This is a genomic window from Novosphingobium rhizosphaerae (assembly GCF_050920675.1).
GTDB classification, from domain to species: domain Bacteria; phylum Pseudomonadota; class Alphaproteobacteria; order Sphingomonadales; family Sphingomonadaceae; genus Novosphingobium; species Novosphingobium rhizosphaerae.
On sequence record NZ_CP137861.1, the window covers coordinates 2,728,555 to 2,748,715 of the forward strand.

General features: G+C 62.6%; 17 protein-coding genes. 11 read left to right on the forward strand and 6 right to left on the reverse strand.

What is annotated here, in order from left to right; translation table 11 throughout:
* Positions 1-22: 22 nt before the first annotated feature.
* Positions 23-484, reverse strand: coding sequence for a universal stress protein (locus R9J51_RS12495; RefSeq protein WP_168554755.1), 462 nt, complete (start codon positions 482-484; stop codon positions 23-25).
* Positions 485-753: 269 nt separating this feature from the next.
* Here R9J51_RS12495 and R9J51_RS12500 point away from each other — a divergent pair, with 269 nt between their 5' ends.
* The 6 genes from R9J51_RS12500 (at position 754) to R9J51_RS12525 (ending at position 8,608) form a co-directional block, all read left to right on the forward strand.
* Positions 754-2,052 (forward strand): pyruvate dehydrogenase complex dihydrolipoamide acetyltransferase, encoded by a 1,299-nt coding sequence (locus R9J51_RS12500; RefSeq protein WP_179504625.1) that lies wholly within the window; start codon positions 754-756, stop codon positions 2,050-2,052.
* Positions 2,049-2,423, forward strand: a complete 375-nt coding sequence (locus R9J51_RS12505) for an acyl-CoA thioesterase (RefSeq protein ID WP_168554757.1) — start codon at positions 2,049-2,051, stop codon at positions 2,421-2,423. The genes R9J51_RS12500 and R9J51_RS12505 overlap by 4 nt, the downstream gene beginning before the upstream one ends.
* Before the next feature lie 12 nt (positions 2,424-2,435).
* Positions 2,436-3,848 carry a dihydrolipoyl dehydrogenase gene (gene lpdA / locus R9J51_RS12510; protein WP_179504626.1) on the forward strand — a complete coding sequence of 471 codons (1,413 nt, stop codon included), beginning with the start codon at positions 2,436-2,438 and terminating at the stop codon, positions 3,846-3,848.
* Between the two features lie 117 nt (positions 3,849-3,965).
* The gene (locus tag R9J51_RS12515; protein WP_179504627.1) at positions 3,966-5,135 is read left to right on the forward strand and encodes an NAD(P)/FAD-dependent oxidoreductase; all 1,170 of its coding nucleotides are present in this window, start codon (positions 3,966-3,968) and stop codon (positions 5,133-5,135) included.
* A gap of 180 nt (positions 5,136-5,315) precedes the next feature.
* Positions 5,316-6,770: a M10 family metallopeptidase C-terminal domain-containing protein gene (locus tag R9J51_RS12520; protein ID WP_179504628.1), complete on the forward strand. Its 1,455-nt coding sequence runs from the start codon at positions 5,316-5,318 to the stop codon at positions 6,768-6,770.
* Between the two features lie 116 nt (positions 6,771-6,886).
* Complete coding sequence (locus R9J51_RS12525; protein ID WP_179504629.1) at positions 6,887-8,608, forward strand: M10 family metallopeptidase C-terminal domain-containing protein; 1,722 nt, start codon at positions 6,887-6,889, stop codon at positions 8,606-8,608.
* Positions 8,609-8,889: 281 nt separating this feature from the next.
* Here R9J51_RS12525 and R9J51_RS12530 read toward each other — a convergent pair whose 3' ends face one another.
* A complete protein-coding gene (locus tag R9J51_RS12530) occupies positions 8,890-9,165 on the reverse strand; it encodes a hypothetical protein (RefSeq protein ID WP_179504630.1) in 276 nt (91 codons plus the stop codon).
* Between the two features lie 217 nt (positions 9,166-9,382).
* Here R9J51_RS12530 and R9J51_RS12535 point away from each other — a divergent pair, with 217 nt between their 5' ends.
* Positions 9,383-11,341, forward strand: a complete 1,959-nt coding sequence (locus R9J51_RS12535) for a glycoside hydrolase family 127 protein (protein WP_432787437.1) — start codon at positions 9,383-9,385, stop codon at positions 11,339-11,341.
* Between the two features lie 21 nt (positions 11,342-11,362).
* Here the strand turns inward: R9J51_RS12535 and R9J51_RS12540 are convergent, their stop codons facing one another.
* Positions 11,363-12,001: a CoA transferase subunit B gene (locus tag R9J51_RS12540; protein ID WP_179504632.1), complete on the reverse strand. Its 639-nt coding sequence runs from the start codon at positions 11,999-12,001 to the stop codon at positions 11,363-11,365.
* Entirely contained in the window at positions 12,001-12,711 is a 711-nt protein-coding gene (locus R9J51_RS12545; protein WP_168554766.1) for a CoA transferase subunit A, read from the reverse strand. Before R9J51_RS12545 ends, R9J51_RS12540 begins: the two co-directional genes overlap by 1 nt.
* A gap of 106 nt (positions 12,712-12,817) precedes the next feature.
* On the opposite strand from R9J51_RS12545, the gene R9J51_RS12550 reads away from it, so the two are divergent.
* The 3 genes from R9J51_RS12550 (at position 12,818) to R9J51_RS12560 (ending at position 15,366) form a co-directional block, all read left to right on the forward strand.
* Entirely contained in the window at positions 12,818-13,687 is an 870-nt protein-coding gene (locus R9J51_RS12550; protein ID WP_169474338.1) for a LysR family transcriptional regulator, read from the forward strand.
* Positions 13,688-13,750: 63 nt separating this feature from the next.
* A complete protein-coding gene (locus R9J51_RS12555) occupies positions 13,751-14,524 on the forward strand; it encodes a hypothetical protein (RefSeq protein ID WP_432787438.1) in 774 nt (257 codons plus the stop codon).
* Positions 14,488-15,366: an AAA family ATPase gene (locus R9J51_RS12560; RefSeq protein ID WP_432787439.1), complete on the forward strand. Its 879-nt coding sequence runs from the start codon at positions 14,488-14,490 to the stop codon at positions 15,364-15,366. Before R9J51_RS12555 ends, R9J51_RS12560 begins: the two co-directional genes overlap by 37 nt.
* A gap of 286 nt (positions 15,367-15,652) precedes the next feature.
* Here R9J51_RS12560 and R9J51_RS12565 read toward each other — a convergent pair whose 3' ends face one another.
* Both R9J51_RS12565 and R9J51_RS12570 read right to left on the reverse strand, forming a co-directional pair.
* On the reverse strand, positions 15,653-17,134 hold the full coding sequence (locus R9J51_RS12565; RefSeq protein WP_179504634.1) for an exopolyphosphatase: 1,482 nt from the start codon (positions 17,132-17,134) through the stop codon (positions 15,653-15,655).
* Between the two features lie 8 nt (positions 17,135-17,142).
* Positions 17,143-19,299 (reverse strand): RNA degradosome polyphosphate kinase, encoded by a 2,157-nt coding sequence (locus tag R9J51_RS12570; protein WP_179506453.1) that lies wholly within the window; start codon positions 19,297-19,299, stop codon positions 17,143-17,145.
* Between the two features lie 570 nt (positions 19,300-19,869).
* On the opposite strand from R9J51_RS12570, the gene R9J51_RS12575 reads away from it, so the two are divergent.
* A complete protein-coding gene (locus R9J51_RS12575; RefSeq protein ID WP_168554771.1) occupies positions 19,870-20,058 on the forward strand; it encodes a YezD family protein in 189 nt (62 codons plus the stop codon).
* Positions 20,059-20,161: the final 103 nt, after the last annotated feature.

Here is a 20,161-nt window from a genome sequence, read left to right on the forward strand (position 1 = left end):
TGACGGAGGGGGGCAGACCCCCTCAACTCACCGCGTCGATCGCCTCGTCGTCCACCCCGCCCGGCACGATCATCAGCACGCAGGGCAGGGTGCCGGCGGCCGCAGCAAAGTGGGCGATCAACGGCCCGGAATTGTCTTCCGCCGCGCCCAGCACGAGGGCAGACACTTCCGGATGTTCCTTGAGGTATTCGCGAACCACTTGCGGTCCGTTCCCCTGGCGCACGCTGATCAATGGGGCGAGGCCGGATTCGCTCGCCAGGCTGCCGGCCGCGGCCGTGGCCAAGACTTCGGCGCGGTCGTGCGCTTCCTGCTCGATCGTGGCCTGGACCCCGGCGAAGGCGACGAATTCCTGGCGCGGCACCAGCGCCAGGATATGCACCCCGCCGCCCGTGCGCACCGCGCGCCTTGCAGCAAAGCGCAGCGCGCGGGCCGCTTCCTCGGTCTCGTCCATGATCACCAGATAGATGCGCTGCTGGTCTGGCATGTCGCTGGTCCGCCCCCCCGTTTCGTGGCAAGTGGTACCGCGAATGCGCGGTTCTGGCAAATAGGCGAGGTGCACACCCATGGCAGTATACGTAAACTGCCTGCTTAAAAATCATGCCCCGTGCATGTCGCTTGAGGCTTGACCGAAGGTGCAAGGCTGGTGAAATGAGGTGGTGAAACGAAAATTCGATTTAACCCGAATTTTTGCCAAAAAACCAGTTTTGCAAACCGAATTGACACTTTTGTCAGCAAGGACACGGAAAACAGCCCATGCCCATCGCGATCAAGATGCCCGCCCTGTCCCCGACGATGGAAGAGGGCACGCTGGCCCGCTGGCTCGTCAAGGTTGGTGACAAGGTTGCCTCTGGCGACATCATGGCCGAAATCGAAACCGACAAGGCCACCATGGAATTCGAAGCCGTCGATGAAGGCACGATCGTGTCGATCGACGTGGCCGAAGGCAGCGAAGGCGTGAAAGTCGGCACCGTGATCGCCACGATCGCCGGTGAAGACGAAGATGCCAGCGCCCCGGCGCCCGCTGCTGCTGCGCCCGCGCCGGCCAAGGCTGCCGAAGCGGCACCGGCCCCCGCGGCCAGCGCGCCTGCTCCGGCTCCCGTTGCGGCCGCCGCTGCGCCGGCCGCCAAGGGTGATCGCGTGATCGCCACCCCGCTGGCCAAGCGCATCGCCGCCGAAAAGGGCATCGACCTGGCCAGCGTGAAGGGCAGCGGCCCCAACGGCCGCGTGACCAAGGCCGATGTGCTGGGCGCCAAGCCCGGTGCTGCCGCCCCGGCGCCTGCCGCCGCTGCACCGGCTGCCGCGCCTGCTGCCGCCCCGGCGCCGGCGGCTGCACCCACCCCGGCTGCGGTGCCCGATTTCGGCATTCCTTACGAAGCGCAAAAGCTCAACAACGTGCGCAAGACCATCGCGCGCCGCCTCACCGAAGCCAAGCAGACCATTCCGCACATCTATCTTACCGTCGACGTGCGCCTCGATGCCCTGCTCAAGCTGCGCAGCCAGTTGAACGCCGCGCTCGAAGCGCAGGGCGTCAAGCTCTCGGTCAACGACCTCTTGATCAAGGCGCTGGCCAAGGCCCTGGTGCAGGTGCCCAAGTGCAACGTCAGCTTTGCCGGCGATGAACTGCGCAGCTTCACCCGCGTCGATGTGTCGGTGGCCGTGGCCGCGCCTTCGGGCCTGATCACGCCGATCATCAAGGATGCCGGGGTCAAGTCGATCTCGGCCATCGCCACCGAAATGAAGGCGCTGGCCGGCAAGGCCCGCGAAGGCAAGCTGCAGCCGCACGAATTCCAGGGCGGCACCGCTTCGCTGTCCAACCTCGGCATGTTCGGCATCAAGCAGTTCGAAGCCGTGATCAACCCGCCGCAGGGCATGATCCTGGCCGTGGGCGCGGGCGAACAGCGCCCCTACATCGTCGATGGCGCGCTGGGCGTGGCCACGGTGATGAGCGCCACGGGCAGCTTTGACCACCGCGCGATCGACGGGGCTGACGGCGCCGAACTGATGCAGGCCTTCAAGCAGATCGTGGAAAACCCGCTGGCGCTGGTGGCATGAGCGTCCAGAGCCGCGAACCGGCCATCCGCGTCACGGCCATGCCCGCCGATTGCAACGCCTATGGCGATATCTTCGGCGGCTGGTTGATGTCGTTGATGGACAATGCCGCTGGCCTGATCGCCGCCCGCCGCTGTCGCGGCCGGGCGGTGACCATCGCGCTCGATGGCATGCAGTTCGTCCAGCCGGTCAAGGTGGGGGACGAGGTTTCGGTCTATGGCGAGATCGAGAAGACCGGGCGCACCTCGATGACCATCGCCATCGAGGCATGGCGGCGCGAGCGGCACCGCGAGCAAGCCTCGATGGTCACCCAGGCCAAGTTCACGTTTGTTGCCGTTGACGGCACCGGCCGGCCCCGCCCGGTTGACGAATAAGGAGAATTCCAAGTGGCTGATCAATATGACGTGATCGTCCTCGGTTCGGGCCCCGGCGGCTATGTGGCGGCGATCCGCGCCGCGCAGCTGGGCCTCAAGACCGCGATTGTCGAGCGCGAACTGCTCGGCGGCATCTGCCTCAACTGGGGCTGCATTCCCACCAAGGCGCTGCTGCGCTCGGCCGAAGTCTTCAACAACATGAAGCACGCGGCCAGCTATGGCCTGGCGGCGGACAATATCCGCGCCGACCTGGAAGCGGTGGTCAAGCGTTCGCGCGGCGTGGCCAAGCAGCTCAACCAGGGCGTGACCCACCTGATGAAGAAGAACAAGATCACCGTGCACATGGGCACGGGCGTCTTGAAAAGCGCCACCAGCGTGGAAGTGACCGGCGAGAAGGGCACCGAGACGATTTCGGCCAAGCACGTCATCGTCGCCACCGGCGCGCGCGCGCGTGATCTGCCCTTCGCCAAGGCCGACGGCAACCGCGTGTGGACCTATCGCCACGCGATGACGCCCAAGGAACTGCCAGCTAAGCTGCTGGTCATCGGCTCGGGCGCGATCGGCATCGAATTTGCCAGCTTCTACAATGATATGGGCGCCGAAGTCACCGTCGTTGAGATGATGGATCGCGTCGTGCCGGTGGAAGATGCCGATGTTTCGGCCTTCCTCGAAAAGGCGCTGACCAAGCAGGGCCTCAAGATCCTGACCGGCGCGGGCGTGGAAAGCCTGGCGGTGGGCGCCAATGGCGTGAAGGCCAAGATCAAGGCCAAGGACGGCAAGGTGGTGGAAGGCGATTACAGCCACGTGATCGTGGCCGTCGGCATCGTTCCCAACACCGAGAACATCGGCCTGGAAGCGTTGGGCGTGAAGGCGGAGCGCGGCATCATTGCCATCGACGGCTATGGCCGCACCAACGTCAAGGGCCTGTGGGCCATCGGCGACGTGACGCCCGGCCCCTGGCTGGCGCACAAGGCCAGCCACGAAGGCGTGATCGCGGCCGAAGCGATTGCCGCCGAACTGGGCAACAAGGACGTGCATCCGCACCCGATGGACCGCGCCAACATCCCGGGTTGCACTTATTGCCACCCGCAGATCGCCAGCGTGGGCCTGACCGAGGCCAAGGCCAAGGAAGCCGGCTACACCGTGAAGGCGGGCACGTTCCCGTTCATCGGCAATGGCAAGGCCATCGCGCTGGGCGAGCCCGAAGGTTTCATCAAGACGGTGTTCGATGCCAAGACCGGCGAACTGCTGGGCGCACACATGATCGGCGCCGAAGTCACGGAAATGATCCAGGGCTTCGTCGTGGGCAAGACGCTGGAAACCACCGAGGCCGAACTGATGCACACGGTCTTTGCGCACCCGACGATGAGCGAAGCCATGCACGAATCCGTCCTCGCCGCCTACGGCCGCGCGCTGCACATCTAAGCGCCGGCCCAAACCCCTCCCGCTTGCGGGAGGGTTTTGGGGGAGGGCCTGTTCCCAACAGAACGCCGCCCAACCCGCCCCTTGCCAAACCCTGGCCAATCCCCCACGGCCCCAGCAATGACGCACGACGTGATCATCCTGGGTGCCGGGGCTGCCGGCCTGTTCTGCGCGGCCACCGCGGCCGCGCGCGGGCGCCGTGTCCTGGTGCTCGATCACGCCGAAAAGCCGGGCAAGAAGATCCTGATTTCCGGCGGCGGGCGCTGCAATTTCACCAACCTGCACACCGCGCCCGACCGCTATCTTTCCGAAAATCCGCATTTCGCCCGCTCGGCGCTCAGCCGCTATACTCCGGCCGATTTCATCGCCCTGGTCGATGCCCACGGCATTGCCTGGCATGAAAAGACCCTGGGCCAGCTGTTCTGCGATAGCTCTGCGCGCCAGATCGTGGACATGCTGCTGGATGAATGCGCCAAGGGCGGCGCGCAGGTGCGCTGCAACAGCCCGATCCGCGCAGTGCGCCACGCCGATGGGCTGTTCCAGGTAGAGGCCGGGGAGGGCACCTTCGCTGCCCCCTCGCTGGTCATCGCCACGGGCGGCCCGGCCATTCCCAAGATCGGTGCCACCGGCTTTGCCTATGATCTGGCGCGGCAATTCGGCCTCAAGGTGGTGCAGCCGCGCCCGGCGCTCGTGCCGCTCACCCTGCCTGGCGAAGCGGCGCTGTTCCGCGAACTGTCGGGCATTGCCGCCCCGGTCGAGGCGGCCTGCGGAAAGGCCCGCTTTGCCGAAGCCGCGCTGTTCACCCATCGCGGCCTGTCCGGCCCGGCGATCCTCCAGGTTTCGTCCTATTGGCAGCGCGGCGAGGCGGTGCGCATCGATTTCCTGCCCGGCCGCACGGGCGATTGGCTGCTCGATGCCAAGCGCCAGCGCCCCCGCGCTGCCCTGCGCAGCGTGCTGGCAGAAGCGCTGCCCGAACGCCTGGCCACGGCCCTGGCTGAACAGATCGGCCTTTCCGCCGAAATGGGCAACTTGCCCGACAAGGCCCTGCGCGCCGCACAGGCACGGCTGCGCGCGTGGGAATTCATGCCCAATGGCAGCGAGGGCTTCGCCAAGGCCGAAGTGACCGCCGGCGGCATCAGCACGGCCGAACTTTCCCAAGCCACGATGGAAGCGCGCAAGGTGCCGGGCCTCTTTGCCATCGGCGAGGCGGTGGATGTCACCGGATGGCTCGGCGGCTATAACTTCCAGTGGGCCTGGGCCAGTGGCCACGCCGCCGGAATGGCCGCCTGATGGGCATAAGCCCGTATATCCCGGCCGCATAACCGGCAAGATATTGCCGGATAACGGCGGGATAACGCCGGCTGGGTGCAAGTACCTGCCCTTAAAAATACCCGGTATTGAGGGTCTATGTGGCCTGTTTGCCTTGGAAAGCCCGAAAGCGGGCGTTGCACGATCAAGGACAACACGCCCATGCCCAGCTATACCGATGCTTCGGTCGTTTCGACCTACAGTCTCACCGGCAGCAAGTATTTTGACTCGTTGCTTTATTCCAAGCCGGGCTTTCGGTCCAAGTGGTCTAGCGTGGTCGATGGCAAGACCGCCATTACCTACAGCTTCCCCTGGCTGGACGGTGTGTCCAGCAAGTTTGCCGGCAGCTATGGCACCGAACCGACCGCTGCCACGCATGGGGCGATGCCCAGCGGGCAGATCGCCAATATCCAGGCCGCGTTCCAGGCCTGGGCCAATGTTGCCAACATCACTTTCACCCAGGTGAGTGAAACCGACGCGGGCACCGTGGGCGATATCCGTATTGCGCAATCGTCCAGCGTCACGGGGCAATACTGGGGCTATTGCAAGATCGTGTCCAACGGCGCAGCCAATGCCCACGGCGATATCTGGATTTCCCCCACGTATGGCAGCGGCTCGTTTGCCGTGGGCACCTATAACTACATGGCGATGATGCACGAGATCGGCCACGCGCTGGGCCTGGATCACCCGTTCGAAGGCAACAAGATCCCTTCGGGTTTTGACGTGCGCAGCTACACGATCATGTCTTACACCGATCCCAAGAATGTGTGGTGGTACAACAGCAGTTCGGGGCAGACCGAATACTTGATCAAGTCGCCGATGGTCTATGATATCGCCGCGATCCAATCGATCTATGGCGCCAACACCGGATATAATGCTGGTGACACCACGTATACCTATTCGGCAACGGCCCCATTCTTTGCCGCGATCTGGGATGGCGCTGGCAACGACACGATCGATATCAGCGGCTTTTCCAAAGGCTGCCGTATCGATCTGCACGCCGGCACTTATTCCACCTTGGTGTTCGACAATCTGCAAACGCTGACCAACAACCTGGGCATCGCGTTCAATTGCACGATCGAAAACGCCACCGGCGGCAGCGGGGCAGACAAGCTGGTCGGCAACGACATTGCCAATGTGCTCAACGGGCGCGAGGGCGACGATACGCTGACCGGCAATGGCGGCAACGACACGCTCAATGGCGGCGCGGGCAAAGACGCCCTGCAGGGCGGCAACGACAATGACACGCTGATCGGTGCGGCCGGGCAAGATACCTTGACCGGCGGCGCCGGGGCCGATGCCTTCGTTTTTACCGCCATTTCCGACTTTGCCGGGCTGACCATCACGACCTGCGATGCAATCACCGATTTCAGCAAGACGCAGAAGGACGTGATCAAGCTCAACCAGATCGATGCAATCAGCAGCACCGACAGCGTGGACGATCCGTTCACCTTCATCGGCACCGCCGCTTTCCACCGGGTTGCGGGCGAATTGCGCTATTCCACCGCTGGCAACATCACCACAATCCAGGGCGATGTGAACGGCGATGGCGTGGCCGATTTCTGGCTCAAGGTGGCGGGCAAGGTTGCCTTCGCCGCCACCGATTTCGTTCTCTGACAGGCTTTGCGCCGGGGTGGAGGCGCCCTCACGCCTCCACTTTGAACCTGTCGCTCGTCCCGTAACGCTGGCCGTCCGCCTAACAAGGCGGGCCATAGCTTATCGGGAACGCGCGCGTGGCAACCTATACCCAGGCATCGGCGGTCAAGACCTACAAACTCACTTCGGATTCGCGTTTCAACGCCTTGCTCCAGGCAGATCCGGCCTATCGCATGGCCTGGTCCACCGTGTCGGGCGGGAAGACGGTGGTATCGTACAGCTTCATCTGGGGCGGGGGCGTGGCGTCACAATTCGCCACCGGCTATGGCACGGAAATGACCGCGGCCACGGTCGGCGCGCTGCCATCTGGCGAATACGCCAACGTGGCGCTGGCGTTTCAGCAGTGGGCCAACGTCGCCAATCTCACGTTCAAGCAGGTGACGGAAACCGCCGCAGGCGCCGTGGGCGATATTCGCCTGGGCCTGTCCTCCCGCGTCGGGGATTCCTGGGGCTATACCAAGGTCAACGCCAATGGCACTGCCAACAGCCATGGCGATATCTGGATCAACCCACTCTACGGCAAGGATTCCTACGCCGTAAACACCTATAACTTCACCGCCCTGATGCACGAGATCGGCCATGCCCTGGGCCTGGCGCATCCTTCGGAAGGGAACATCATCCCGGCCGGCTACGATTATCGCAACTACACGATCATGTCCTATAACGATCCCTATGGCGTCTATGCCTACAATGCCGCCAAAGAGGATTTCGACTACATCATCCAGACGCCGATGGTCTATGATATCGCCGCGATCCAGGCGATCTACGGCGCCAACATGAGCTATCATGCCGGCGACAACAAATACGTCTATTCCCCTGACAGCCCGTTCTACGCCGCGATCTGGGACGCGGGCGGCAACGACCTGATCGACTTGCGCAAGTTCAAGCTCGATTGCTGGGTCGATCTTCACCCCGGCGCCTATTCCACCCTGGGTTTCACCAATGTCAGCGTGTCCAACAACCTGGGCATCGCCTACAACGTGACGATCGAGGATTGCTATGGCGGCGCGGGCAACGACACGCTGGTGGGGAACGAGGCGAACAACCGCCTCTATGGCTATGCCGGCAACGATCGCATCTATGGCTATGGCGGCAACGACAAATTGTCGGGCGGCAAGGGGGACGATATCCTCTCGGGCGGCGATGGCAACGACACGTTCCTGGCCGGCGACGATTTCGGCAACGATCGCTATGTCGGCGGGCCGGGGCTCGATCTGGTCACCTATGCCGGGGCCACGGCCGGGATCAGCGTCAATCTTGCCACCGGGATCGGGGATGGCACGGCCGCCGGGCTGGGCAAGGACACCATATCGGGCGTGGAACGCGTCACCGGATCCGCGCACGACGATACCCTTGCCGGTGACGCCAACGACAACATCCTGTCCGGCAATGGCGGCAACGACACCATCAGCGGCATGGGCGGCGCCGATACCTTGCGTGGCGGATCGGGGCAGGACGTGCTGACCGGTGGCGCCGGGGCCGATCGCTTCGTGTTCGAACGCGTGCTGGAATTTGCCGGCACCACCGCCGGCGCGTGCGACGTGATCACCGATTTCAAGCATGCCGAGGGCGACACGATCATCCTGTCGCCGATCGACGCCAACACCCTGACCAGCGCCGACGATGCCTTTGCCTTCATCGGCACGGCCGCGTTCCACCACGTTGCGGGCGAACTGCGCTATGCCATCACCGGCGGCAACACACTGCTCACGGGTGACGTGAACGGCGATGGCGTCGCCGATTTCGCGCTCCTGCTGCAAGGCAGTGTCACGCTGGCAAAGGGCGATTTCGTGCTCTAGGCGGCGTGGACAAATTCCGCAACGCCACGGTTGTCCTTTAAAAGGCCCTGGGGAGGCGCGAGGACGAAGCAAGAGTGGGCCTCTTGTAAGGCCGAGCAACGCTGCCAGGGCCTTTTAAAGGACAACCCCTGCGGGGCTGGACCAAAAACCGCCATTTCTGCGTCGGCTCGTCGCACAATATTCCCGATATTGCGCTTCCTCGCCTCCTTGAACTGGCGGTTTTTGCCTCCAGCCGTGGCGTTGCGGAATTTGTCCACGCCGCCTAGGCCGCGCCGGGCGCATCAGATGCGCCGCATCACCGCGCTTGCCACCACATGCGCTTCGTGCCGGCTGGCGCGCAGCAGTGGGTGCGGATCCATCCGGGCATAGAGGCCGCCGGGCGGTGCCGATTGGGCGCTCTTGCCGTCCCACTGCGCCGCCACCGCGCGCAGTTCGGGCACGATCACCACTTTCACCACGGCCAGCGTGGCCAGCCACAGCGGTATCGAGAGCAAGGTTGACCAAGCAAGGCACACGGCGGCCCTGCGCGGGCGGGGGATGTTGACGTTCCAGACCATGACCAATCCCGATGTTCAGCACTGGTCCCCGCGCAGACGGCTAATCCCGCGCGCCTGACAGCGGGATGAATGTCCAAATGTTCATGTAGCTCGGCGCTATTTTGTCTGACCAATCGAACCGATTGCATCCGCCGATGCATCCATGGCTCGGCGTGCTGAGCAGTTGACGCCAAGCATTACTCCGACAATAAAGCACGCGTACAACGGGGAGATCGCCATGGATACCGCCTGCGCCTGCCACCGTCCGCATGGAATGGCGCTGACTCGGCGTGAACTGGCGCCCCTAGGGCTGGCCGGCATGGCTCTGGCCGGTGTTCCCGTATCATTGCGCGCAGCATCGCCCGGGCCTGCCCCGGCAGCGGGCGCTGGCCTGTCTGCCTTCGCGCTCGATCGCGTGCGCTTGCTCGATGGGCCATGGCGCGATGCGCAGCAGCGGACCCTCGCTTACCTGCTCTCGCTCGATCCCGATCGCCTGCTGCACGGCTTTCGCGTCAACGCGGGCCTGCCGCCGCGCGGGGCGGTCTATGGCGGCTGGGAATCGCGCCCGGATTGGGCCGATATCCATTGCCAGGGGCACACGCTGGGTCATTACCTGTCGGGCTGCGCGTTGATGTTCGCGGCGACCGGCGATCCCCGCCTGCGGCAAAGGCTCGATCACATCGTCGCCGAACTCGCCGCCTGCCAGAAAGCGGCCGGCAGCGGGCTGGTCTGCGCCTTTCCCGAAGGGCCCCGGCTGATGGCCGCCATGCTCGCCGGCCAGCCGGTCACCGGCGTGCCGTGGTACACGCTGCACAAGGTCTTCGCCGGCTTGCGCGATGCCGGTCTGGTGGCCGGTGTGGCCGCCGCGCGGCCGGTGCTGCTTGCGCTGGCAGACTGGACTGTGGTGGCCACGCGCCCGCTTGATGATGCCGCGTTCGAAGCGATGCTGGCGATCGAGCATGGCGGCATGAACGAAGTCTTCGCCGATCTCCACGCGCTCACCGGGCGGGAAGACTATGCCCGGCTCGCCCGCCGCTTTTCGCACAAGGCCTTGCTGACGCCGCTGGCCCAGGGGCAGGACCATCTCGACGGCTTGCACGCTAACACCCAGGTGCCCAAGGTCGTCGGCTTTCAGCGCGTGGCCGAAACCCAGGGCGATGCGGACTATGCCCGCGCCGCGGCCTTTTTCTGGCAGACCGTGGTTTCCACGCGCAGCTATGCCGGCGGCGGCCATGGTGATGGCGAGTTCTTCTTTCCCGTGGCCGATTTCGCGGCCCACGTCTTTTCGGCCAAGGGTTCGGAAACCTGCGGCATCCACAACATGCTCAAGCTGACGCAGATGCTCCTGCTGCGCGATCCGCAAGCGCCGTTGGCCGATTTTGCCGAACGCGCGCTGATCAACGGCATCCTCGGTTCGCAAGACCCGGAAAGCGGCATGGTCACCTATTTCCAGGGCGCGCGGCCGGGCTACGTCAAGCTGTTCTGTACGCCCGAGGATTCCTTCTGGTGCTGCACCGGCACGGGCATGGAAAATCACGCCAAGTATGGCAGCTTCATCTATGCCCACGATGATCGCGGCCTGTGGGTCAACCAGTTCATCGCATCGCGCCTGGCCTGGCCCGAACGCGGCGCGGTGTTGACCCAGCGCACCCGTTTTCCCGAAGCGCCAACCACCACGCTCGCTTGGCAATTGCGCCGGCCCCAGGCGTTGGCGTTGCATCTGCGGCATCCGGGATGGAGCCCCTGGCTCGAAGTGCGCGTCAACGGGGCCGTGGTGGCGCGTTCCGATCGTCCCTCCAGCTATGTCACGGTGGAGCAGACCTGGCACGATGGCGACGCGGTGGAACTGGCCATGGCCATGGCGGTGGAGGCAGTGCCTTTGCCCGGCCATGCAGACATTGCCGCCTTCCGCTATGGCCCGGTGGTGCTTGCCGGCCTGCTCGACGGGCCAGCCATTGCGCCGGGGGCAGACCTGGTGGTCAACGAGCGGCGCTATGGCGAATATTGCGATGCGCCCGTGCCCGTGCCGCAACTGGCGGGCCGGGCGGCAGAGGTGGCGGCGCGGATCAAGCCGTCCGGGCCACCGCTGGAATTCACCACCCCAGCGGCCGATGGCGCCACGCTGCGCTTCGCGCCTTATCATCGCGTCGCGCACCGGCACTTTGCCACGTATTGGAAACTCGCGCCGCCCGCATGAACGGGCGGCGCGCGCATGCGGTCAGGCGGCCACGTAATGGGCCGTGGTCTTGGCCGCCACGTCCTCGGCGGTCACGCCCGGCGCCAGTTCCACCAGGTGGAACGGGCTGTCGTGGTCGGGCCGCTGGAACACGGCAAGGTCGGTGATCACCATGTCCACCACGTTCTTGCCGGTCAGCGGCAGGGTGCATTCGGGAATGAACTTGGAACTGCCGTCCTTGGCGCAATGCTCCATCACCACGATGATGCGCTTCACGCCGGCCACCAGGTCCATGGCGCCACCCATGCCCTTGATCATCTTGCCCGGCACCATCCAGTTGGCAATGTCGCCGCCTTGCGAGACTTCCATCGCGCCCAGCACGGTGAGGTCGATATGCCCGCCGCGGATCATGGCAAAGCTTTGCGCACTGTCGAAATAGGCGGTCTGCGGCAATTGGCTGATCGTCTGCTTGCCGGCGTTGATCAGGTCGGCGTCCACTTCGTCGTCAAAGGGGAAGGGGCCGATGCCCAGCATCCCGTTTTCCGATTGCAGCGTCACTTCCATGCCGGCGGGAATGTGGTTGGCCACCAGCGTGGGAATGCCGATGCCCAGGTTCACATAGAAACCATCTTGCAGTTCGCGCGCCGCGCGGGCGGCCATTTCATCACGAGTCCAGGGCATCAGGCGTTCTCCCGCGCACGGGTGGTGCGGAATTCGATCTTCTTGTCATAAGGCGCGCCCAGCACCAGCCGCTGGACATAGACGCCGGGCAGGTGGATGCCATCGGGATCGAGGCTGCCGGTCGGCACGATCTCTTCCACTTCCACCACGCAGACTTTGCCGCAGGTGGCGGCCGGCACGTTGAAATTGCGCGCCGTCTTGCGGAACACCACGTTGCCGCTCTCGTCGGCCTTCCATGCCTTCACCAGTGCCAGGTCGGCAAAGATCCCGCGTTCCAGGATATAGTCCTGCCCGTCGAAGGTCTTCACTTCCTTGCCTTCCGCCACCAGCGTGCCCACGCCCGTCTTGGTGTAGAAGCCGGGAATGCCAGCACCCCCGGCGCGCATGCGCTCGGCCAGCGTGCCCTGGGGGCAGAATTCCACTTCCAGTTCGCCCGAAAGGTACTGGCGCTCGAATTCCTTGTTCTCGCCCACATAGGACGAGATCATCTTCTTCACCTGGCGCGTGCGCAGCAGCTTGCCGATGCCCTCGTTGTCGATCCCCGCGTTGTTGCTGGCAAAGGTCAGCCCCGTCACGCCGGATTCGCGCACCGCATCGATCAGCCGCTCAGGAATGCCGCAAAGGCCAAAGCCCCCGCAGGCGATCAGCAGGTCATCGCGCAGCAGCCCGTCCAGCGCGGCTGTGGCAGAGGGATAGATCTTGTTGGCCATCGGCACCTCTCCATTGATCGGAAGGGAATAGCCAAAACGATCCATCGAAACCAGCGATACGTTCTTATCTTTTATGATAAGAGGCGGATATGTTACATTGGCGCCCATGAAGCGCCTGGCCATCTATCATCTCGAAACCCTGCTGTGGATTGCCCGCCTGGGCACGTTCCGCGCCGCGGCCGAGCGGCTCAACACCACGCAGCCCGCCATTTCCGCCCGCGTGAAAGAGATCGAGGAGCAACTGGGCGTGGACCTGTTCCGCCGCGAAGGGCGAAACATGGTGCTCACCGCGCGGGGCCGGGCCTTGGTCGCCGATTTCGAGCCGCTCTGGGCCGGCTTCGAACGCGCGCTGTTCAAGGCGAGCGACTTTGCCGGCGCCACCGGCATCGTGCGCCTGGGCACCGGAGAAATCGCCGCCGCCTCTTGCCTTGCCGCCTTCGTCGCGGGCGTGGAGCGGGACTTGCCCGGCGTCACCCTGGAAATCGAGGTGGACCTTACCGCCCGCATGCTCCAGCAATTGCTCGCCGGCACCAGCGACATGGTGTTCCTCGCCGGCCCGGTGGCAAGCCCCGGTGTGCGCACCACCAGCCTGGGCAGCGTCGGCCTCGTCTGGGCCGCCAGCCAGGCCACTGCGCAGGCAGGCGGCTTCAAGCAACCACTGCCCGTCTGGTCGATCCCTGAACACTCCCCCATCCACGGGATCATGCGCGAGTCCCTGGCCCAACACGGCATCACGCCCCCGGTCATCCGCACCTGCAACAACGTGCGCGCCCTGGTCGAAATCATCCGCGAAGGCACCGGCGCCGCCCTGCTACCCGAAACCATGATCCGCAGCGAACTGGCGAGCGGCGCGCTGGTGTCGGTCCTGTCGGCGCCCAAGCGGCAGTTGCGCTTCGAGGCGGCGATTAGAAGTGCGGAGCGCGATCCGCTGATTTTGGAGCTGTTCCGCCGGGTTGGTGGCTTGCGGATTGATTAATTAAAGCCAGATGTTTTCTCAATGAAATTTAAAATATCCATCTGATTTATTAAGAGGGCATTTATGTTGGTGGATTCTTTAAAATTCAATAACGGCCCGCGCGGGCTACATGATGATTGTTTGCTCAGGCCGGGAAGTGTAACAATATTTATCGGCCCAAACAACGGAGGGAAGAGCTCGGCACTTCGCGAAATAAGCAATGAATTTAATTTCAACGGATCTACAGATCGACATATATTCTCCGAAATAAAAATAAATGAAATAACTAGAGAATTAGCCGAGAAAAAAATATCAAGATATAGGTCTAACGAATCTGAAAAAGATTCAGAAAAAGGAATTTTCTTTCGGAGAGGAATGGGTAGGCAAGAAGTAAATGAAAGGCTTCTTTTTGGGATACTTCTTGAAAAATTCAATAAAGGCGAAGAATTTGGGGTAAATGAAAAAGAGTATTTTTGTCATCACTTTATGAGTTCTTATATTATCAATCTTTCTGGTGAAAGCAGGCTGGGGCTTGTTAACCAAGGTCAAGGGCAACGTTTGGATGAGCCTGCTCTTAGCACGATAGCTGCTTTATTTAAAGATGATGATTTGCGGAAAAAATTGTCGGATATTGTATTTGACTCTTTCGGAATGCATCTAGTTATAGACGCGACTAATATGAGTGGATTTTTTTACGCCCTGAGTGAAGAAAGGCCGGAAAAACAGATAGAAAGATCATTTTCTGATGAAGCTATAGCTTTTTTCAAAAGTCACAAAATCTCTCCCGGGCCAGCGATGGCACCAAGGCATTTATCGGCGTCATGTCTGAAGTATTGGCGGGTGATGCCGAAGTCATAATTGTAGATGAGCCAGAAGCATTTTTGCATCCAGGGTTGGCTTATAAATTAGGTCGCGAGATATGCCTCAATATAGGCGAAGGAAAACAATTTTTCGCGGCAACACATAGCCCTCATTTTTTAATGGGATGTCTTTCTACGGGGATGTCAATAAACATTGTAAGACTCACTCATCATGCGGGGAAAGGTACTACTAGGCTGTTGCCGGCTAGTGAATTATCCCAGATGATGAACGATCCGTTATTACGCTCCGTTGGAGTAGTGTCTGCGCTTTTTTATGAAGCCGCAATAATTACCGAAGCAGATGCTGATCGGGCATTTTACGAAGAAATTAATAATAGACTTAATTTATATTCTAAAAACGGCGTCAATCACGCATTATTTCTTAATGCTCATAATAAACAAACTGCTGCTGAGATTGCTTTTCAGTTAAGAAAAGTGGGGGTTCCAGCGGCAATCATACTGGATTTGGATTGGATAAAAGAAGATGGGCAGGTATGTAAAAAATATCTCGATTCTGCTGGAATTCCTGAAAGTATCAGGGATGGTTTTCGTAGTATTAGGAAAAACATTAGAGATAGGCTAAATTTAAAAGATCCTAATTATAAAAGAAATGGTGGAATAAATATTTTAGAGGGTAATGAATTTATCTCAGCTGAATATTTTTTTGATCAGATGGATGACTACGGTCTTTTTACAGTTAGATTGGGTGAGCTGGAGCAATGGCTCAAATACCTCAATTGCTCAAAAAACAAATCTCTGTGGTTAAGTGAAATTTTTTCATCTATAGGTTCAGATCCCACGAGTCCGAATTACCTTAAGCCCCAAAATGGCGATGTTTGAGATTTTATTCGGAAATTATCTAAGTGGTTTTTGAATAATGGGCGATTGGGTATGGAATAATATACTTGAAAGTCAAAGTTTGGTGGTTTAACTCTAGATCGAGTTAGATCGGCAGAAGTCTAATTGCTTTGATGCGCGTCCCCAAATGGCTTACGCTTGCTCACTCGCGTCCCAAACTGCGCTACACCCGCTGTGGCGCAGGCCCCCGCCTTCAATCACCGCGCCCGCCAAAGCCAATGGGGTTGAAGGAGCAATTGCCACGTCGCTTCCCCTTGTTCCTCCAGCCCTACCGCTCCCTAATCGCCCCCTTAAGCCCCAGATGCGCCGCCAGCGCCTTCAAATCCCGTCCCACGCTGTCGTTGATCAGCACGGCGTGGCGGTCTTCCACTTCCATCACCAGGGCGTCGCCTTCGCGGCGCAGGGTGCTGCCGTTGAGGGCGGAGGCGGCGCCGACGGTGAAGCGGCGGCACAGGCGGGTGGCAAGGCCCCAGGCCTGGGCCTGGCGCAGGGCGGCGGAGGAGGCGAGGAGGGGCAGGTCGGGCGGCAGGGTCAGCTTGCCGGTGTTGGCGATCATCGCGGCGGCGAGCATCGCGCGGTCGCGCGCGGTGGCGCCGATCCAGCGTTTGCGCAGGCCCCATTCGTGCGCCAGGTCGCCGCGCAAGTTGGGCTCCACCGTGGCCGAGGCCATGCACAGCATCGTGGCGGCCAGGCGCAGGCGCTCGCGCCGGTCCGGCCCGTCAGTCGGCGCAATGCCGGCGGTCCAGCCGGCCACCATGCTGGCGGAATTGGCGGCAATGCCGTGTTCCTGCGCAAAGGCAGAGGCGCCGGCCACCAGCGGGTCTTGCCCGCGCACCGATTGCGGCATGGCTTCCCACAGCACGCCTTCGCGCAGGCCCCAGGCGGAGAACACCAGCCGTTCGGGCTGAAGCCGGGTGATCAGCACGGCGAGCAGCGCGGCCGTGTCGGGCAGGCTGGCCAGGCGCCCGCCGGAAACCCCTGCGATCGGCGCCACGGCCTCACCCTTGCGCCGCGCCATGGCCTTGGCCAGCTTGAGCGCCACCGCCGGATCGGCGACATAGCCGTGCGGATCGTCGATCGGGAACCGGGTTTCCACCATCACATGGCGGGCAAAGGCGCGCAGCGAGCCGCCCACCAGATAGAGTGTCTGCCCTGGCGTGGCTTTCCATTCCGCCTTGGCCAGCGCCTTGCGGATCTTCTGCCCGAACGCGCGCTGTCCTTCGGCGCGCAGGCCCGGCAGGCGCAGCGTGCCCAGCGGCAGGCTCACCCCATGGGTGCAGCGCTCACCGTCCACGTCCACCAGTTCCAGGCTGCCACCGCCCAGATCGCCCACCACGCCCTTGGCGCCGGGAAACGCGCCCATCACGCCATGCGCGCTGGTGATCGCTTCTTCCTCGCCGGTCAGCAGGCGCGGGGTCAGCCCCAGCTTGGCAATGGCATCGAGAAACGCCGCGCCATTGCCCGCGTCGCGGCTGGCGGCAGTGGCCACCACGTCAACCTGCGTCACGCCCTGCAGCGCCAGGATCGCCTTGAACCGGGCGAGCGAGGCGAGGGCGAGGGCCATGGCCTTGGGTGAAAGGTTGCCGCTGTCGGCCACGCCCTTGCCCAGGCGCGCGGTCACTTTCTCGTTGTGCAGCACTTTGGGCGCGCGCAGCGGCTGGCCATAGATGACCAGGCGCACGGTGTTGGAGCCAATATCGATAATCGCGCGGGCTTGCGCGTCCTTGCCCCGGGACAGTCCGAATGCCATCGAACGTGTCAATCCACCGTCGCGCCGCCGCGCCGCAGCGCCAGCTTGGGCACGCGGCGCCCCTTGGTCAGGGCCGCGCCACGGCCCGAAAGCGAAGGGTTCGTCATGAAATAGCGGTGCACATTGAACGGTTTCTCGCCAGCGTCTGATCGGCACGAAACCCGCTGATAGTCGCCATCGGCGCTCAAAGTCCAGCTTTGCTCGGTATCGATCAGGTTGGCCAGCATCACCTGGTCCAGGATCTGGTCGTGCACGGTCTTGTTGCGGATTGGCACCAGCACTTCCACGCGGCGATCGAGGTTGCGGCTCATCCCGTCGGCCGAGGAGATGAACACCCGCGCCCGCCGGTTGGGCAGGGCCGCGCCATTGCCGAAGGCCCAGATGCGGCTGTGTTCCAGGAACCGGCCGATGATCGATTTCACCGTGATCCGGTCAGACAGCCCCGGCACGCCCGGCCGCAGGCAGCAGATGCCGCGCACCACGAGGGCAATGTCCACGCCTTCCTGCGCGGCGGCATAGAGCCGGTCGATCAGGCGGCTATCGGTCAGCGAATTGAGCTTGGCCCAGATGGCTGCCGGCCTGCCTGCGCGGGCAAAGCCGATCTCGCGCTCGATGCACTCATACAGCGTGCGGCGAAGGCCAATGGGCGAGATCGAGAGGAACTCGGTGTTCTTGGGCTCGACATAGCCGGTGATGAAATTGAACAACTGCCCGGCATCGCGCCCGGCCTTGGGATCGGCGGTGAAGAACGACAGGTCGGTATAGATGCGCGCCGTCACCGGGTGGTAATTGCCGGTGCCGAAGTGGCAATAGGTGCGATAGCCATCGCCCTCGCGCCGCACCACCATGGAAACCTTGGCGTGGGTTTTCCAATCGACGAAGCCATAGATCACTTGGACGCCGGCGCGTTCCAGCTGGCTGGCCCAATGCAGGTTCTGCTCTTCGTCGAACCGCGCTTTCAGTTCCACCACGGCGGTGACGGACTTGCCCTCTTCGGCCGCGGCGATCAGCGCAGCGATCACGGCCGATTGCTTGCCGGCGCGATAGAGCGTCTGCTTGATCGCCACCACGTCCGGGTCGCTCGCCGCCTGGCGCAGGAAATCGACCACCACGTCGAAACTTTCGAACGGGTGGTGGATCACCAGGTCCTTTTCGCGGATCGCGGCAAAGCAATCGCCATCGTGTTCCAGCACGCGTTCGGGATAGCGCGGGTTATACGGCTCGAACTTCAGTTCGGGGCGCGGCATGTCGACGATCTGTGAAAGGCCGTTCATCGCCAGCAGACCCGGCGATTTGACCACCAGGGCATAGTCGAGCCGCAGCTTGTCGCGCAGCAATTGCTCGGCCGCAGGATCAAAGTCCTCCTGCAGTTGCAGCATGATCACTTTGCCGCGCCGGCGCCGCTGGATGGCGGTGCGGAAATAGCGCACCAGGTCTTCGGCGTCTTCCTCGATTTCCATGTCGCTGTCGCGCAGCACGCGGAACGTGCCCGAACCCTGGATGCGGAAACCGGGAAACACCGTGGCGGCGTTGCGGCGCACCAGTTCCTCGATGCTGATCCAGCCGCCGTCATCGGGCAGCCGCACGAAGCGCGGCAGGGCCGGCGGGATCAGGATCATCTCGGTCACGGGGTCGTTGTCGGCCACCCGCACCATCGAGAACAGGATGCCCGTGCCCTGATTGGCAATGAACGGGAAGGGGTGCGCCGGGTCGATCGCCTGGGGGGTGAGCACCGGCATCACATGTTCGCGGAAATAGCGTGCCAGCCATTCCGCCTCGCCGCGCGGCAGGGGCTTGTCGCCCACCAGGTGGATGCCGTTTTCGGCGAGCAGGCTCGACAACTCGCCCAGCACCACGTGCTGCGCGCTCACCAGGTCTTCCACCGCGCCGTGGATGTTCTGCAACTGCTGCGCGGGGGTGAACCCGTCGATCGAAACCTCGTCGATGCCGCGCCGCACCTGGCCGGCCAGGCCCGCTACGCGCACCATCATGAACTCGTCCAGGTTGCTGCCCGAAATCGACAGGAACCGCATCCGCTCCAACAGCGGATAGTTGGTGTTCTGCGCTTCGGCCAGGACCCGGCGGTTGAACATCAGCCAACTGAGTTCGCGGTTGAAATAGCGCATGGGCGGGGGGCCTTCGGCCAGTGGCGAGAGCGCCTGCATCGGCAGTGCGCCGATCGGCACTGCGCTTGATTCTGCCACGATTGCTGTCCTGCTTGCTGGTGTTGCGGTGCCGCGCGCCATCGTTCCGCTTTGCTACTCTTGTATGACTATCCGCACCCTAGCACCGGGCGGGGGCGCCATGGCAAGCCCAAAGCGCCGCTGTCAGGAAAGGTGCGCGGCCGGCCGAATGCCCCGCGTTAATCTCTACTCGTTTTGTCGAGAATCGCGCGCGTTTCAGCGCCTGGGTTCTCGCCAGCGGGCACAGTGACGCTAGATTGCAGCCTGGCCCTGGTGAGTCGTGTTCCACGTCGCGCATTCCCGGCCGATCCGCAGCGGGCTGGCCGCGCATGCCCAAGCCCGCTGCGGACTCTTTCCAATATCGTTTTTCGGCAATGGCTTGGCCACCATGGTGGGATTCCGGCGGGCGCGCGCGGCGCCGTTCATCGCAGGGAAAGTTTCGCTTTCTGGCCCGCAACAACTCGTTTAATGTCTATCTGAAAAGTTGAGTATAAGAAGGGCTCGTCCGGGACACAGACGCCCGGTCATCCACGAGTTTTGAAGAGAGAGCCGATGTCCACCACGCCCGCCCACGATCCGGCCAGCCACGATCCGGAAAGCGCGCGCCTGATCGAGCAGTCGCTCGACAGCGTGCGCGAGGCGCTGGCCGGGCTGCGCTATGGCCATGTCGGCCTCACCGTTCACGAAGGCCGCGTCGTGCAGATCGACGTGACCGAAAAGCGTCGCTTCAAGAACAACTGACCATACCGCTTCACGCCTGATCCATGGCGGCACCACGGCTCTGGGGAGGGCCGCCGGCCATGGCAATACCACAAAAAACCATGCCGGCCGCCGCCACGGAACC